11 protein-coding genes are annotated in these 15954 nt (G+C 44.9%); 4 read left to right on the forward strand and 7 right to left on the reverse strand.

Annotated features, from left to right (window positions below; genetic code table 11):
- Window positions 1-124 precede the first annotated feature (124 nt).
- Window positions 125-1366: a methyl-accepting chemotaxis protein gene (locus OCU49_RS17175; RefSeq protein WP_261841783.1), complete on the reverse strand. Its 1242-nt coding sequence runs from the start codon at window positions 1364-1366 to the stop codon at window positions 125-127.
- Between the two features lie 337 nt (window positions 1367-1703).
- Here OCU49_RS17175 and OCU49_RS17180 point away from each other — a divergent pair, with 337 nt between their 5' ends.
- Window positions 1704-2450, forward strand: coding sequence for a sporulation protein (locus tag OCU49_RS17180; protein ID WP_261841784.1), 747 nt, complete (start codon window positions 1704-1706; stop codon window positions 2448-2450).
- 73 nt (window positions 2451-2523) lie between these two features.
- On the opposite strand, the gene OCU49_RS17185 is transcribed toward OCU49_RS17180, so the two are convergent.
- From OCU49_RS17185 to OCU49_RS17205, 5 genes are all read right to left on the reverse strand, one after another.
- Window positions 2524-4638, reverse strand: coding sequence for a methyl-accepting chemotaxis protein (locus OCU49_RS17185; protein WP_261841785.1), 2115 nt, complete (start codon window positions 4636-4638; stop codon window positions 2524-2526).
- A gap of 471 nt (window positions 4639-5109) precedes the next feature.
- Window positions 5110-7146, reverse strand: coding sequence for an AIPR family protein (locus tag OCU49_RS17190; protein ID WP_261841786.1), 2037 nt, complete (start codon window positions 7144-7146; stop codon window positions 5110-5112).
- Window positions 7147-7163: 17 nt separating this feature from the next.
- On the reverse strand, window positions 7164-8117 hold the full coding sequence (locus tag OCU49_RS17195; protein WP_261841787.1) for a PD-(D/E)XK motif protein: 954 nt from the start codon (window positions 8115-8117) through the stop codon (window positions 7164-7166).
- The gene (locus tag OCU49_RS17200; RefSeq protein ID WP_261841788.1) at window positions 8114-10825 is read right to left on the reverse strand and encodes a Z1 domain-containing protein; all 2712 of its coding nucleotides are present in this window, start codon (window positions 10823-10825) and stop codon (window positions 8114-8116) included. Before OCU49_RS17200 ends, OCU49_RS17195 begins: the two co-directional genes overlap by 4 nt.
- Window positions 10822-12300: an ATP-binding protein gene (locus tag OCU49_RS17205; RefSeq protein WP_261841789.1), complete on the reverse strand. Its 1479-nt coding sequence runs from the start codon at window positions 12298-12300 to the stop codon at window positions 10822-10824. Before OCU49_RS17205 ends, OCU49_RS17200 begins: the two co-directional genes overlap by 4 nt.
- A gap of 250 nt (window positions 12301-12550) precedes the next feature.
- Between OCU49_RS17205 and OCU49_RS17210 the strand changes: the two genes are divergently transcribed.
- The 3 genes from OCU49_RS17210 to OCU49_RS17220 are packed head-to-tail and all read left to right on the forward strand — an operon-like array spanning window position 12551 to window position 15086.
- Complete coding sequence (locus OCU49_RS17210) at window positions 12551-14221, forward strand: DNA cytosine methyltransferase (RefSeq protein WP_261841790.1); 1671 nt, start codon at window positions 12551-12553, stop codon at window positions 14219-14221.
- A gap of 4 nt (window positions 14222-14225) precedes the next feature.
- Window positions 14226-14672 (forward strand): very short patch repair endonuclease, encoded by a 447-nt coding sequence (locus OCU49_RS17215; RefSeq protein WP_261841791.1) that lies wholly within the window; start codon window positions 14226-14228, stop codon window positions 14670-14672.
- A gap of 36 nt (window positions 14673-14708) precedes the next feature.
- Window positions 14709-15086, forward strand: coding sequence for a VOC family protein (locus OCU49_RS17220; protein ID WP_261841792.1), 378 nt, complete (start codon window positions 14709-14711; stop codon window positions 15084-15086).
- Window positions 15087-15089: 3 nt separating this feature from the next.
- Here the strand turns inward: OCU49_RS17220 and OCU49_RS17225 are convergent, their stop codons facing one another.
- Complete coding sequence (locus tag OCU49_RS17225; protein WP_261841793.1) at window positions 15090-15908, reverse strand: substrate-binding periplasmic protein; 819 nt, start codon at window positions 15906-15908, stop codon at window positions 15090-15092.
- Window positions 15909-15954: the final 46 nt, after the last annotated feature.

Consider the following 15954-nt stretch of genomic DNA (forward strand, 5'->3'; position numbering starts at 1 on the left):
TTCCGCAGTAATCCGTAACCAGTAATCACCACAGAAGCGATACAAAAAAGCCGGTGGCCTTAACAGGACACCGGCTTTTTATTCTCTGCTTATTTACACTCAGTCGTCAGACGACCAGCGGCATTCAGAACAACTCAATATCATCTTCTATATTACCCGCTGCTACCGATCCGTTACCTTCCATTGGACGGGTCTTGGTTCTGCGCTGAATGTGCCAGTAGTCGCCTTCAAGACTAAACACCTGCAACTTGTCACGCAGCTGCTTACCAAGTGCTTCCAGATCATCTTTAGAAATAGTATGCACCTGAGATTCCTGTAAGGTCTCACGGTTAAGTGCTGCCAGCGTATCACTTGAGTTACGTACCTCAATCGCCCGCTGTTGCTGATTCTCCGCAGACTCACTGATCGCACCCGCCGCTTCATGAACCCGGCCAATAATATTCACTAAATCAGTCAGCTGATCACCAACTTCGGTTACCCGGCTGTTATTTTCTTCTGAGGCATCACCACCTTCCTGCATGGCTTCCGCCAGGCTACCGGCACCAATCTGAATCCGTTCCAGCATCCCCTGTACTTCCAGAGTCGACTGGCGAGTACGCTCTGCCAGGTTACGCACCTCATCTGCAACAACCGCAAATCCGCGCCCCTGCTCTCCGGCCCGGGCTGCTTCTATCGCTGCATTCAACGCCAGTAAATTGGTTTGTTCCGCAATACCATTTATCACTTCAACAATGCTGCCAACCTGATCCGTTTCAGTTTTCAAACCATCCAGAATCGTTTGCGCCTGACTCATATGGTTTGATAAACGATCCACCACTTCCTGCGCAGAAGTCATAGACTGCTGGCACTCCATCACCGCGGCATTACCGGAAGATGCTTCTTCGACAATCAAACGGGCGCTGCCCGCCACTTCTGTTGAAGCAGTTTTAATGCTGTCCATCGCATATAAAATTTCATCAGAACGGCTGTCCTGTAGTGAGGCTTTTTGTGTCGCATCACCGTAACTGTCAGCCAACTCATGAGACATAGGAATCAGACGGGCAGCGGAGCTGGTTACCCCTGCAACCGCTTGTTCTACCCGCTGCTGCATCTCATTCATATTATCCGTCAGTGCATGAATTTCCGGATGTTTGCTATCAAAGCGCACCCGTAAATCTATCTTCTCTTCAGCCAGCACAGCATCAATATTCTTCAGTAAAGAACCGATACGATTTTGGGAAACCAGAATAGCGCCCCAGAACAGGCCACCAAATAACACCAGATCACGGGCAATCCGCACATAGAGATCGCCGAGATAAGGGTCTAAAAGAAAGTTGCTAGCGAACAACACTACCGCCGCAATCCAGAACAACAGTTTACGAGTCATAACATCCACACCATCCTGAGTGTTTGAAAACTTTCCACACACGTAAAAACATGTAACACAATGGTAGCAACAACCCCCTGTAAAAAGTAAGGAATTACAGCGTTTTCAATTAGATATAATAACCAAAATGAGTTGTATCACATTCAGCCCTACAAACACCTATAGGTTTGTCGCCTATAACCAACATCCGCCACATACCACCAGCACCGAATACCGCACTCTGCCTGTACAGTATCAGCACAATGTATTTTCGCTGATTTTCCGGCGCTGCCAAACCCCGTTTTGCCTGATATAGTGTGCGGCTGGTAAATCACGTTTTGGTTATAAAGGAAGCGACATGTTAAAAAACCTCTTTGCCCGGATTGGCGTCGGTGCTGCCACTGTAGATACAATTCTGACCACCGAACATTTTCTCCCCGGTGCCCGGGTCGAAGGCCGTATTGAAGTTAAAGGTGGTGACGTCGAGCAGGAAATCTCCGCTATCACGCTGAAACTGATGACCAATGCAAAAGTTGAAAGTGACGACACCGTCAGCTACGTTGCGCAGCCTTTAAACCAGTTTCAGGTAACCGAAGCTTTTACTTTACAGCCAAATGAGTTCCGCAGTCTCGACTTCAGTTTTGACCTGCATCCGGAAACTCCCATTACCGTGCTGGACACCCATAACAACCAATGCCGGGTATGGGTAGAAACCGCACTGGATATCGAATTTTCTGTCGATCCGACTGACCGTGATCCAATGCACATCCACCCGCCAGAAGCGGTTTCTCACTTCATTCAGGCGATGAATGCCTGTGGCTACGCCATGGTGAAGGCAGATGTTGAAACCGGCTACCTGCGAGCAAATAACTTCCAGTCTCAGTCGGGCTGCTATCAGGAAATGGAATTCAGACCCGGAGGCTTCGGCTCACTGTTTGGTCATACTCAGGAAGCGGAGCTGTCCTTTATTCTGACACCAGACACCACCCATGTACTGATCGAACTGGACCGTACATTTGGCGGCGACGGCTATCGTGAAATCAGCGTCAGTAACCAGACCAGTTACCCACAGATTGAAGCCGAAATTAAAAGACTGCTTGGTTAAACCACACGTATTTTGAATACAAAAACCGGACTATTGAGTCCGGTTTTTTATACTTATAAATCGACTTCAGCAGCTACACTTTAAGCTTTTCCAACTGCTCATTCAGGCTGGCAACTACTCTGGTCATATCCTGACTAACAACCTCTACCTGCGCCACCTGATCCGCCATTTCACCGGCAGCATCGCCAATCACCGACACATTACGGTTAATGTCTTCTCCTACCTGACTCTGCTGTTCAACCGCCGTGGCAACCTGAGTAGCATTGTCTGATATAGACACCAGACTCTCGGTCACCTTCTGGATCATGTCAAAGCACTGTGACGCTTCATCAGCCACAGTATTCACCCGCTCGCGGTTCTTACTGATTTGCGTAACGGACGCATCAACATCCTCCTGCAAGGTCGATACTAACGAGCCAATTTCTTCTGTTGCCTGCTGGGTACGGGCAGCCAGCGTACGTACTTCATCCGCCACAACAGCAAACCCACGTCCCTGATCGCCCGCCCGGGCCGCTTCAATAGCTGCATTCAGTGCCAGCAAATTGGTCTGATCTGCAATCGAACGAATCGTCTCGACTATGGTATTAATGCCTTCACTGCGCTCAGCTACCTGTGTAATCCGCTCACTGCTCAGTGCCATTTCATCAGCGGTCAGCTGAATCTGTTGCAGATTCTGTTCAATTGCATGCTTAGTTGTCACTAAATCCTGACTGGAACTCTGTGCTTCAGTTGCGCTGGCAATCGCAAAATCTGTTACTTGCGCACTGCTGGTCGACATCTCTTCCATAGCGACCGCAACGCTATCAATCTGGCTGGCCTGCATGCCCACAGAACGGTTAGCATTATTAGCCGAACCACTTAAGCGCCCGGAAAACTCAGCCAGCTCATCAGACTGCTGTTTAAACACCACAATCATTTCCCGCAACTTCTGCATGAACTGGTTAAAACCGTCACGGATTTCAATTAACTCTTTATGATGGGCAATATCCAGATGCTGAGTGAGATCACCATCGCTGCTGACTAAGCTCCATACTTTGTCACGCATACGGTTCAGTGGATTCGTCACTGCACGAACCACCAGATAAATCAGTAAGATTGCCAGTACAATCAATCCGGCCGATAAGCCCAGCATGCGGGTCATCGCGGTATCTATTCCGGTATTCAGATCTTGCTGTAATGCCAGTAAATCTTCCATGATGACTGAATCAGGCACTGAAATAATCAACGGCCACTGAGTAGCTGTCGCACTGATGCGTATTTGCGCCACGGCCATCAGCCGGTCTGCCGTTCGGGATACCTGTTTACCTGCACCTTGAATAACACTGGCTAATTCAGCATCCACCTGACTCAAAGGCTGCATCAACTGCTCTTCATAAGCAGTACTGGCAACTAATCTGCCGGCAGGGCTAACAATATGAATATCCCCCCGCCCCTCAAACATCGATTCAGCAATCAGCGCTACCCGTTGCTGAATAGCGGGTAGATTCAGATCCGCTCCCGCGATACCCACCGCCTTTCCAGCACTCATTACCGGGGCTGTTAACGTTGTCATTAACTGACTATTACCCGGTTCAATCTCGTAAAGGTAAGGCTCCAGTGCACAGTTTGCTGCCGACTCAAAGCTACACAAATACCATTCAGATTCTCGCTGACCTGAATCTGTAATAGCCGTCAGATAACGCCCTTCCGGATCACCTTCGTATTGCTGCAGCCCTTCGGGAGTGCGCACCCAATACAACCCCAGACTGCCATCCTTAGAACTGCTATGCACACCGCTACCAACACTCTGTTTGTCCAAACCATCATAACCATCCGGCTCAAACTCAGAATACAAGGCACTGACATGGCTGTTAGATGCCAGACTTTGCTGCACCAAGCGCTGTACCTGATCCCGGCTCAGAGATTGATCTTTACCGCCAAGACTGGTCGCCGATAACACCGATGCCAGCGCCACAGGTACATCGAACGCCCGGTCTAAATAATCACTTACCTGTTGCGCCGAATCTGTTGCCATAAACGCCAATAGCTCAGCAGCACTTTCCTGCTGGCTGGCACTGATCGCCTCCAGCGTGTACTGACCACTGCGCTTCATCGACTCAATACCGGTCAGCACCACCAGCGACTGTACCAGCAATAAAATAATCCCTGCTGCCAACAACAACTTACGCTTCAAACTCCAATGAGACATCTACACCACCTTTTATCTTTCTTATACAGAACAAGATCGCGGATCAACCGAACGCAAACAACGAGAATAAATTAATGCTATAGATAGGTTTTAGATATACCCCCTAGTACCTAGGTTTGAGGCCAACGGAGTGGTGTTCAGAAGTGAAACAGAGGTACCCATCCTGTGGATGGGCTGGAGAATTTATTCGACGATCAGGCGGTCAATCCGCATATGCATCGTGTGTAACGTGGTTTCCTGTTGACGACCATAATGCAATTCACGGTGGCAATTAGGGCACAAAGCAACGGCATTAGTTACCGTATCAGATTCTTTATCTACCACTCAACGCAAATGGGGAACTTCTAAGAAAGGCTCTCCAGAATAGCTTTCAAAAGGCGACGGTTCACAACAGGACTCACAAATGCCATTAGTTTGTCTCTAAGCCTGCTCTTAACCGACAACCCCAGTAAGGGAAAAAAACAACCGAACTCAAAGTGTCAGCCTGTCAGCATACTTATCCAGTAACTTTGCTAATACTACAGACTGTTTTTCTGAAGGTAATTTAGTTGGATGATTCGCGATCTTCAATATTCCTATCAGGTTATGCGTTGCCGCATCGTCGTCATGTAGACAACTCACGATCTCACTCCATACCCGCTTATCTGTTTTTAGAACCCTTTCTTGAGCATGAATTCCATCATCCGTTTTCTGCACTGCTTTTGATTCATCAAATTGCTCCTTTGCTTCTTCTTTGCTTATTAGAAGATTGCCAATATCCTTAATATCGCAACTCAATCTCTTAACCTTATCCCAGAACATCGCCCTCTTAGCATATTCACTAGGGTTGCCAACGGGACGATCATCCGCAAGAAGAATACCGTTAATCTTTTCTCCTAGGCTCAAAAGTTCTTTCAAAATAGCTTCAGGAATAATTTGCGCCCTCCAAAGCACATCATTATTCCACTCCAAAGAACAGGCACAAACCTCTTCAGAAAGCCTAGCAATTGCATAAGTCACTATATTGGCCCTATACCCGCAATACCAAGGCTCCTTCATAACAACCTTTTCAAAGGTTCGGAAAATCCATGCTCTTGTTATCAACTGGCGGAAGTAGGCCTCATTATAGAACAGGTCATCCTTTTCCCACTGAGCATCCACTTGTTCAGCAAACTTTGCAAAATTCTTTTGGGCTCCTTTGCTTACCTCATGAGGTAAACAATCCCAAGAGTTCATAATTTTGGCAACATCGGTCTTAGTAAGGAGCTGCGCTCGGGGATTAAGCAACTGAAAATGCCTTTTCTTGGCCGGTGTCAGGTAAGCCTGAGCATCCAGGTACTGTCCCCTGGCTCGCTCATAAAACCAGTGAGTTTGGGCATTCTGCCCAGCTCGAACCGGAGTCCAGATTCTTCTTGAAAACTCCTCTAGCCGAACATGGTAAGAGTGATTTGAGAACAGATCTGCATCAGATACTTTGTTTTGAGAGTTAGCAAACCTGGAAATCTTAGGTACCAGTTCAGACGAAGCTTCTTCAGATAATACTGTTAGCTTCATCTGTACTGAAATGTTGGAAAGATCTGCCTTATCCTTTACATAAGCGCTGTAGATAGAAGCGGTAGTTTGCCCTCCATTAACAACCTGAAGATTTTTCAGCCCAACTATCATAGGGCCTCTCTCGGTATACTCAATCGTTACGTCTTGAGCAGTGGTCGTTAAACCATTGTTATAGGCAAAGAAGTGAGTAGAATCACGCAATATAGTAGATCTGATACCTTTATTTACCTTTCCTCTGTGCTGAAGAAAGCTACGGACATTCTGCTCCAACAACCTTGCCCCCCACTGCCCATACAGCGATACCAGTTGATTACCAGACATTACTGCGAGAATTGACTTCTCACCTTCTGCTTCATGTGCAACAAGGCATGGGAGAGGGGCATCCTTCAAATCGATAACCATTTCCTCCCTTTCATTTCGAGAGGACTCAAGATTATAGATCCGTTTTAAATCCCACCGACTGACAGTACATGGCCGACCCTCAATATCACTGATCTTTATTTCCTTCATCCTATCAGCAGCAGGCCGATTAGAGACAAGGATAAGCCTTATATTTGAAACCTCTCCCCACTTATCCTTTATAAACTGCGCTACTTGGTAACAACTGCTTGTGGGCTCAAAAGAAGCCGACAGGAGTGGTTCATTTAGTGCAATATCTATAAATTTTATCAGACGGTTTAGTGAAGGCTCGATATCTCTTTTGGCAAAAGTTAAAGGAGTTTCATCTGAGGTCAAAACAGTAACAAACAGAGCTAAAGAAAAGTTACTTGTGTCATAGGAATACCCATCAACTAGCCACCTCCCTGCACTATCCCGTCCATCCTCAACAATTGTATAATCATCAAACTCTCCTGCATCGGAAAGCAGATCAAGAATATAGTTAAGAAATTCAAACTCAATTAATCGACCCTCAACATCTGATGATGCTTTAACATGTTCAATCAGAGAAGTGTAATACTCCATCAACTCATCCATGTTTTTAGCTCCGTTCTTTAATCTATATCCGAAATTAGACAAATCCAATCTGCAGCTAAGGCTAAATCAACTTCATAACGAATCCGGCTTATAGCTACTGGCAGAGAATATTCCGTTAGTCTCGGAAAATCACCTTCTATTTTATAGGCTTTTGGCTCTCCGATCTGAAATTCCATTTCATCATAATATGGATCATATACATAGCCGACAGTAAGCAGACGCTCATCAAAAACCGAATACTCATTGGGAGAAAGTATTCTTCTTACTTCTTCCACATACTCATTCAGACTTTTTCCACCAGCCTCACCAGAAGACAAGCAACCTGGGTAGGCAACAATAAACAGCAGGTCCTCGGAATCAAGCTGTTCTTTAGAAGAAATTTTGACAATATTCGAGTCAAAAGAATGTGATTTGATTTCAACTGATACCCCCAATGTTTCATCTCTAAAATCTTGCGAAGCGCCTGTGGGTCCAATCCACCCACTTACACACCGTGATGGCTTATTTTGAATCCAATAATCTTTCAGGAACATTAATTCAGCAATCAGCCCAAGACACTTTTCAACAGATAGTCTTCTATTTCCTTTTTCAAATAGCCGTTGCCAGGCGAGGACTCTCCGCTTCAAGATAGCGATGATTTCAGATGGATTCTCCGAATAGCGGCATGCTGACATCAAATCCAAACAGAGCCGATGAAAAACAGTTGCTAATTCAGATGAGTTAATCACTACACCAAGATAGTGATCCCCATTGGAGTCGTTGATCCTAACTATATTAATCTTAGCCGTTCCCTGAACAGTGGATGCAATTTCTTCCTCCTTGACTGGAAGCTGGATAGCCGCGCCATACGCCCCACCATTACTTTTAATCCAATACCAAGGGTTAGACTCTTCATGTCTGACACGCAGGGTAGTAAGACCTTCTCCGAGAGGAGATTTCATGTGAGTCCAAGGTGTTTCAATATCAGTCATGATTCTGCTTCGTCGGTGAGTTCGGTGCCATATTTCTCAAACCAGTCAATCGTTACATTCCAAAGAATATCCGGTTGAGCTGCAGAAGAAGGAGGAATAGAAACGGCCCAGCCAAGCACATCCAACTCTGAAGCTATATTTGCGCTACTTGATGGGCCTGAGTATTCACATGCCCTTATGACATGAAAAACGAGAGAAGGCTTTTTACGTACCTTGCGATATTTCTTATCCGCAACCAACCCTAAGCCTTTCTCTACGTGGTCAATCTCTCCCTGTGTCAGACCTAGTGCCTCAACCCCCCGACTTGTAATGGACTGCTTTCTACTTAATCGAAGCTCGTGCTTATTTCTCTCATTACGGGGCTTGTTTGTAACTATTCCACGGCGAAGGCGCGAGTATACCTCTCCGTCCTTTGCCTTCCACACTCCTTCGTCTGCTTTATTAGGTTGGTATACAAAGACATCCCATTTCGCTAGCTCATCTCTAGAACGTCCTTCTATGTATTGAAGAAAAAGATCATTCTCTGCCCAAAAACCACAGCTTGGATGATTCCTTAGAGTTTTGAGACAACTCACAATGTCGCTTACATCAATATCCCTGAATTGAATATGCTGCTGATGGTGCTGTGGGATATCTGCACCTTGGTATTTGTTATTGCTAATTTCTGAAATAAAACGGCTAAACTCATCAAGGTTTGCTTCTATAACCTCTGGCCTTGAGTCTACACAGTCTGTTTCCCAAAGCTTATTGTCAAAACGCAATCTAGTGGTAATTGTTCTAGCTGTTCGCATCTTGTTTGCAGCGGTAACCATCAACGCGTCAGGAGAAGCCTGAACACGAAGCCCGAATTCGCTAGGGGTCATTTTCCGTCGCTGCATTTCTGCTGCCTGCTCACGGAGGTCATCTGATGCTTTAGATATATGCGCGTACCAATCCAGTGACTCGGATGTTATCCAGATCCGTAATAAATCCTGATAACCATCTCTATATCCGTACCAGCGCCCCATCTGCATAAGGCTATCGTACATGGCAGACCGGCGGTAAAAATAGCTTATTACCAAACCTTCAAGTGTTAACCCCCGGCTAAGCTTAAGACCGCCAATAGCAATCTGCTTCTTGGGACCTTCATTATCATAAACAAGTGCATCACCAGATTTACTGTGTACTGTAACTGTCTGGGGTCTTTCCATTTCAGACAATGAATAACAGACATCCTCCCAACACTCATCACATATACCCTGATAATGTTGCATCCAAAGCTTATGTAGGTTCCCTATAACACCTGACCTAGTTTCCGGGCTTTCCTTGCAGGTATGCACAGTGATTGCATCCCAATATGAATCCAAACAAGTATCCACATAAGGTGTAATATCAGACTGCACAGTAGTAAGCCTGGACATATTAATGAGCATCGAATCATGCTCATGTTTAATTATATGCTTCTTACGCCTTATGTCCTTTACGGCGCATGCGAGCAAAAATACTCCTATAGCACTTTTTAACGATTCTGGAATCGAATGAATTGCGATTCCGGGTTTATGCTGGATAGGCAGGTGTTCATGCGCATCTTCAATTTCAACGCAAACTCTCTCTGTTACCCCCTCATTTCGAAAAAAGAAGCTGGCTCCGCAGTAATTATTCGGCGGCTCTAAAGCAACGATGAAGTCTTTAGGAAACAGATCGTCTGTGTCTGATCGATCACCTTCAGAATCTGGATGGATAAATATGTTAGCAAAAGGTGTTGCCGTATAGGCGACATAGCTAACCCGCCTGCATGCGGCGACAACTTCTCGAATAAGTCGGTTAATTGTTTTTGGATCTTCGTCTTCGGCACCTGTATTTACTGATGCATTATCGGCTTCATCGTCAATAATAAGAACGGGTTGATCTACCTTCCCGTTCTTGGCATTGATTTCAGATGTCAGCCAAGTGACCAAGCGTTGTAAAGGGAATTTATTTTTCTTGGTTACGACAAGAATCGGCTCACTGATAGTCGCTATACGATATCTAGGATCCTTCTTAATATCATCATCCCTGTCTGTAAGGCAGAACGGTAGCCTGGAATCATCAGATCGCCCCACTCCTATTATCTTGGTCTGTTTGTCTTTACTGGATCGACCAGCAATTGAAACACTGCCTACGAAGTCAGAGTCCAAACGCTCTTGAGTCTGTTGTCTCAAGTCCTCAACAGTACCAGTTAGAACGATTACCAGCTTGTAGCCTACATCAGCAGCTTTGTTAATAAGTGCAGAGTAGTTATTTGTTTTTCCTGCCTGAACATCTCCAATAACCATGCCTCTGCATGGAAATCCGCCATGTGAATCTGGATCCCCTAATAAAGATAAAACTCGATCAGTATCGGTATCAGTTCTCTTTAAAACACTTTCAGGAATATCTTTTGTTTTAAAATGATCTTTAAAACGCTTCCAGTAATACCAGTCAACTTGCTTCTTTTTATCCGAAGTAAGCCATTCTGTACGTGGCTCATCGCTTACTAAAATAGCAGCCTCACCCACAGTAACTTCTACTTTTGTCCGAAGAAGGTTAATAACAACTTTTTCGTCACCATCATCAAGATTGAAATTTGAACAGAACTTCTTTGCCTGTTCTGAAACCCAATCCATTGAAGGTGTGTTATCCAAACGATGAGCTTCTTTTTCAAGCTGTCCCACCACCATTTCGATAATTGTGTCCTTTGAGAGCATCATAACGTCCCTAATTTTGAAACTATCTTATTTGCTTTATCTGGAGTTAATCCAATGTTGCTATCGTTAACCAAAGCTCTTTGAATAAGCTCCTTGTCTATTCCTGCATTAAATAACTCTTCTGCAAGATCTATGCAGTGATGAAAAAGGTCATCTGGTTCCTGTTGCATCTTTATGTTTGTTGCAGACATATCATTTTTTATAAGTTCAACAGGTAATGATGACTCAATCAGTTTTATAAGAGCGCTTCTCGTATCCGAATCCCCAAGAACAACCAACATCTCAGAAAGAGCGGAATGTTTTCTGTTCAAAATGTAATGAACCCTCGACTTATCTCGGTCGAAGACACGCTGCCAGACGGGTTCCGGATCAACCGAGGGCATCTTGGCTCGACGTGTAAATGTCGTCGAGGACTTTTTTGCGCACTGCGTAATCACCCGCCTTAGCTGTTCTCTAAGTGATGACGGAAGATCTACCCTAGATTTGCGTACATCTATCCTCCACAAACTGTCTGCATCATTACCAAAATCCACTTGGATACGAGCTAGCTTATTAGCTTCAGATGCCTTGGCCAGCCGATGCCAGCCTCCTGATACTATTAATCGCCCTGCTCGGTAGATGTAAATTCCTTGTCCTGAATGGTGATCACCACCTTGAGAGACTTTTTTGGCAAAGGAGTGAGAAAGATTCGTTGGATGCGGAAGCAGATATGCTTTGACACCAACAGAGCAGGCTCCCAACCGGATAGTTTCATTAGAAAGAATGGTAGAGGCCTGCTTATTGGGCTCAGGCTTTGTCGCAAATGGATCTTTAGCTGCAATAGACTTGCCATTAAGCCGCAGGTTAACTTTTCGAGATACCTCCTCACCTCTGATAAAACGGTGAAATGTAAGAGCCAAATGATCAATCAGCGCAACGATACGCCGATCATAATCTCTTTCCCCACTAACGGCAGTAGGGTCAATGGCCCTATCGAAAGTATTCCAAATAACAGCTGTTCCCTTTGAAAATGATAATTCAACCTCATTCAAAAAGTCTTGGCATTCTGCTGGATCCATCTCCACAACAAGCCAACTATTTTCTCTCTCGACTAAATCTAAGTCCCAACGAAGTCCATACCAGTCAAGCGCAGCAGACTTCCGGGTTATCAAAGTAAGGCTTTTACATTGGGAAAATGAAGCAGTTTTAAGCCCCATACCAAATCGGCCAAGATCCTCACTCGACCTGGAATCAGCAGGACCAACAGCACCCAGCTGCATAGCAGCCTGCGCTTCATTTGGTGACATTCCATGACCGTCATCCATAACAGCCAAAACGGGATCACTATTTCGCCATTCTGTATAGATATCAACAGTGTTTGCCTGAGCTGATATAGAATTATCGATCACGTCAGCAACAGCTGACTCAAGGGAATAACCAATACTTCGCAAACTTTGAATGAAAGGCCCGGCTACAGGGGGCAACGGCAGCGTAGCCATATATTACAACACTCCTTATCGTTTGTTTTCATGCGGCTATAGCACATATTTAATGAATCCTATAGCAACTACTGAATAATCGAAATGGATTAGTTCCCGTTATGCGATATAGAGCATTAGTTTAATTTCTTCAGCAGAATTCGTTGACCGCTACAAGTCCCATCTTACAAGAGATACTGCCAATCTTGTCATTGATAACAATACTGATCCCTAGTATCGTTCACCTTAAGTACAACGGAAGTCCCTCACCATGACACCAATCAAAATAGTTGACCTTTTCGCAGGGCCTGGCGGCCTCGGCGAAGGCTTCTCGTCTCTAAACAATAAGTTTGAAATTATAGTCTCAGCTGAAAAAGATCAGTTTGCACACAAAACACTTCGTTTAAGAGCTTTCTTTCGATTACTCAAACGACATAGCCCAGATGCAATTGGTGACTATTACGCTTTCTGTAAAGGTAGGTCTGAAACCCCCTATTCAGAGAGCACACAGCATTTATGGGAACTAGCTGGCAAAGAAGCCAGACAAATTGAGTTGGGTACTACAAAAGGTAATGACGAACTCGATACAATTATTACCACTTCTCTTAAAACCGATAACAATGCTGTACAGGAAGACTGGGTTTTAATTGGGGGGCCTCCATGCCAAGCGTACTCACTGGTAGGACGCGCACGAAACAAAGGCATTGCAGACTATAAAGCTGAAGATGATCACCGAAATTTTCTTTATAAGGAATATCTTCGAATCATTCAGAAATACAAGCCATCTGTATTTGTCATGGAGAACGTCAAAGGTATTCTTTCCGCAAAAGTGGCAGGACGCCCGGTGTTTCATGACATTTTACGAGACTTGTCGTCTCCAGACGAAGCTCTCGGATTAGAAGGCTCTAAAGAAAAATACAGAATCTGTTCATTAGTCACCGGAGATACGTTTCACTATGACAATAATCCCGCTGACTTTGACGCTCGAAAATTCATCATTCGATCGGAAGATTTCGGAATTCCCCAAGCACGGCACCGTGTAATACTACTAGGAATTAAAGAAAGTTTGCTTGCAGAACAAGGGATTCTCACCCCAAGCAAGCAAGTCTCTGTAAATTCGGTCATAGATAATTTTCCTGCTTTAAGAAGTAAAGTAACAAAACAATCAGATAGCCCTTCAGAATGGCAACAGATTGTTAAAGATCATATTGATGATCTTGTAAGTGATATTGAGATACATGGCAAAAACTCGTCTTCAATGCTGAGCTTGCACGGTAATGATTACAACCAACTCATACCTTATCTAAAAGCAGCAAAAACGGCTATTACGCTACAACGAGATCATGGAAGCCTTCGCTATCCAAAGAATCAGATAGAAAACAGCTTGAGTAAGGAACTGACAAAGTGGTTCGAGGATAAAGACCTCGACATATGGCTAAACCATGAATCCAGAGGACATATGTCTGAAGATTTACGACGCTATGTTTTTGCTTCCTGCTTCGCTAAAGCGTTTGGTTATTCTCCAAAAGGCCATAAAGATTTTTGCTTACCCAGCTTACGTCCTGAACACAAAAACTGGGAAACAGGTAAGTTTGCCGACCGATTCAGAGTACAGCTTGAAGGCTCTCCATCAACAACTGTCACTAGCCATATTTCTAAAGATGGTCATTATTTTATTCACCCTGATCCCGGCCAGTGTCGCAGTCTTACGGTGAGAGAAGCAGCCCGGTTACAAACTTTCCCGGACAACTATTTTTTCCAGGGAAATCGTACACAACAATTTCACCAGGTTGGTAATGCTGTTCCACCTTTACTTGCTCACCAGATTGCTAAAATTGTGAAGTCTATAATCCATAGAGAAAAGCCAGAAAATAAAGCAGTGAAGCCTGAGCCTAAAACTCAAAAGGCTAAAATAATTAGCAAGCAGATAGAGATGATCTGATCCAATGACTGACATACACGACAAGAAAACCAGAAGTCGCAATATGTCAGCCATTAAAAGCAAAAATACCAAACCGGAAATCTGGCTGCGAAAGCGACTGCACGCACAGGGTTTTCGGTATCGTTTGAATGTCCCTTCTCTGCCCGGTAAGCCCGACATAGTGCTTCCAAAATACAAAGCTATCATTTTTGTGCATGGCTGCTTCTGGCATGCCCATGAATGCCACCTTTTTAAGCTTCCGTCCACCCGCACTGAATTCTGGAAAGAAAAGCTATATAGCAATAAATCCCGGGATAAAACAACTAACCAAACACTGATACTTCAGGGATGGCGGGTTCTGACTATCTGGGAATGTGCAATTAAAGGCAAAACTAAACTCCCTGAGGCAGAAGCACTGAGCAAAATTACAGACTGGATATTAAGTACTGACTCTTCCTGTACGATTCCCTGATATGCTCAGGCAATCACTCACCTGAAAAGCTTCCACATGAACATTCAGCGACACGGCATCATCCTCAACGTCGAGAATTTTGACGCTTGCCTCCACTTCTACAAAACTCTTTTTAATCTACCGGTGATGTTCGAAAAGCAGGAAGGTGACTTCCGGCTTTGCTGTCTGGAATTTGGTACAAGCTATCTGATGATTGAAACTGAAGGCTTCGCTGAGCCTGAAGGTAAAAGCATTGCAACCTGCCCGCACAAGCTCCGCTTCAACGTTAGCAATATAGATGCAGCCTTGAAGGATGTACGTGCGTTAGGAATAGATGCTGAAATATCTATGACTGACTGGGGGTCAGTCATTAATATCCACGACCCGGACGGTAACCGTATAGGGATCAGAGACGAAGCAAGCTTTGCGCAATAACGCTCAGTGTTTATCACGCAAACGGGGCCGGTAAAGCGCACCTAATATCCGCTTAAAAGTACCATCCCGTTTCATTGTGTTCAGGTGGATATTAATTTCAGGCAACCGCTTAACCAGAAATGATTTCTTTGAAATACCAAAGCGCAACACTGTTGTAAAAACAGGCTTTTCAGCAAAGCGAATACGTTCGTACCCATGACCCTTTAGCAGACTTACGCCGTTGGAATACAGCAGCGGCGTAAGCTCTACTCTTCCCTGATCAAGCATCTTCAGGTTTTGCTCATCTGTTGCGGATTCACTCACCGTTAAACCATATTCCTGAACCGCATCGCGCCAGTTATCGCCATAGTGATAACCCCGTACAGCGCGGATTTCGTAGCCACTAAGGTCCGCCCAGTGCTGCCAGCTAAAGTGCTTATACGTATCGAGAGAATACGCCAGTAAAATAGGGTCCCGGTATACCGGTACGGTAAACACCATATACGCTGCCCGTGTCTGGTTTTCAGCAACCATAGGCAATAAATCGACTTCGCCGGTTTTAATCAACTGTAAGGCACGCCGCCAGGGAGCATACTGAAACTCAAGTGGAATGCTCATCCTGGAGAACAACTCTGCAATTATTTCGATCGCATATCCACGGGTGACCTGCTGACGTTTTTCATCATCAGCTATTTCCCAGGGAGGCCAGTGCTCAACCACAATACGCGCCGCCTGCTGATCAGGATTATCCCCTGCTCCGTTACTGAAAGCCGGCACGCAGTAACACAAAACCAACGCCAACACAGAACGATATGCACAACGAAAAAAACGAGAAGAAACCAACCGAAACAAACCTGAAACCACCAAACGCACTTTAAAACATTACTTT

It is taken from the genome of Aliamphritea ceti (assembly GCF_024347215.1).
GTDB lineage: Bacteria > Pseudomonadota > Gammaproteobacteria > Pseudomonadales > Balneatricaceae > Amphritea > Amphritea ceti.

Bases quoted from the DNA above. Each gene is read 5' to 3' on its own strand.
- OCU49_RS17175 (WP_261841783.1), bottom strand. From the start codon at position 1,366: ATGACTCGTAAACTGTTGTTCTGGATTGCGGCGGTAGTGTTGTTCGCT.
- OCU49_RS17180 (WP_261841784.1), top strand. From the start codon at position 1,704: ATGTTAAAAAACCTCTTTGCCCGGATTGGCGTCGGTGCTGCCACTGTA.
- OCU49_RS17185 (WP_261841785.1), bottom strand. From the start codon at position 4,638: ATGTCTCATTGGAGTTTGAAGCGTAAGTTGTTGTTGGCAGCAGGGATT.
- OCU49_RS17190 (WP_261841786.1), bottom strand. From the start codon at position 7,146: ATGGATGAGTTGATGGAGTATTACACTTCTCTGATTGAACATGTTAAA.
- OCU49_RS17195 (WP_261841787.1), bottom strand. From the start codon at position 8,117: ATGACTGATATTGAAACACCTTGGACTCACATGAAATCTCCTCTCGGA.
- OCU49_RS17200 (WP_261841788.1), bottom strand. From the start codon at position 10,825: ATGATGCTCTCAAAGGACACAATTATCGAAATGGTGGTGGGACAGCTT.
- OCU49_RS17205 (WP_261841789.1), bottom strand. From the start codon at position 12,300: ATGGCTACGCTGCCGTTGCCCCCTGTAGCCGGGCCTTTCATTCAAAGT.
- OCU49_RS17210 (WP_261841790.1), top strand. From the start codon at position 12,551: ATGACACCAATCAAAATAGTTGACCTTTTCGCAGGGCCTGGCGGCCTC.
- OCU49_RS17215 (WP_261841791.1), top strand. From the start codon at position 14,226: ATGACTGACATACACGACAAGAAAACCAGAAGTCGCAATATGTCAGCC.
- OCU49_RS17220 (WP_261841792.1), top strand. From the start codon at position 14,709: ATGAACATTCAGCGACACGGCATCATCCTCAACGTCGAGAATTTTGAC.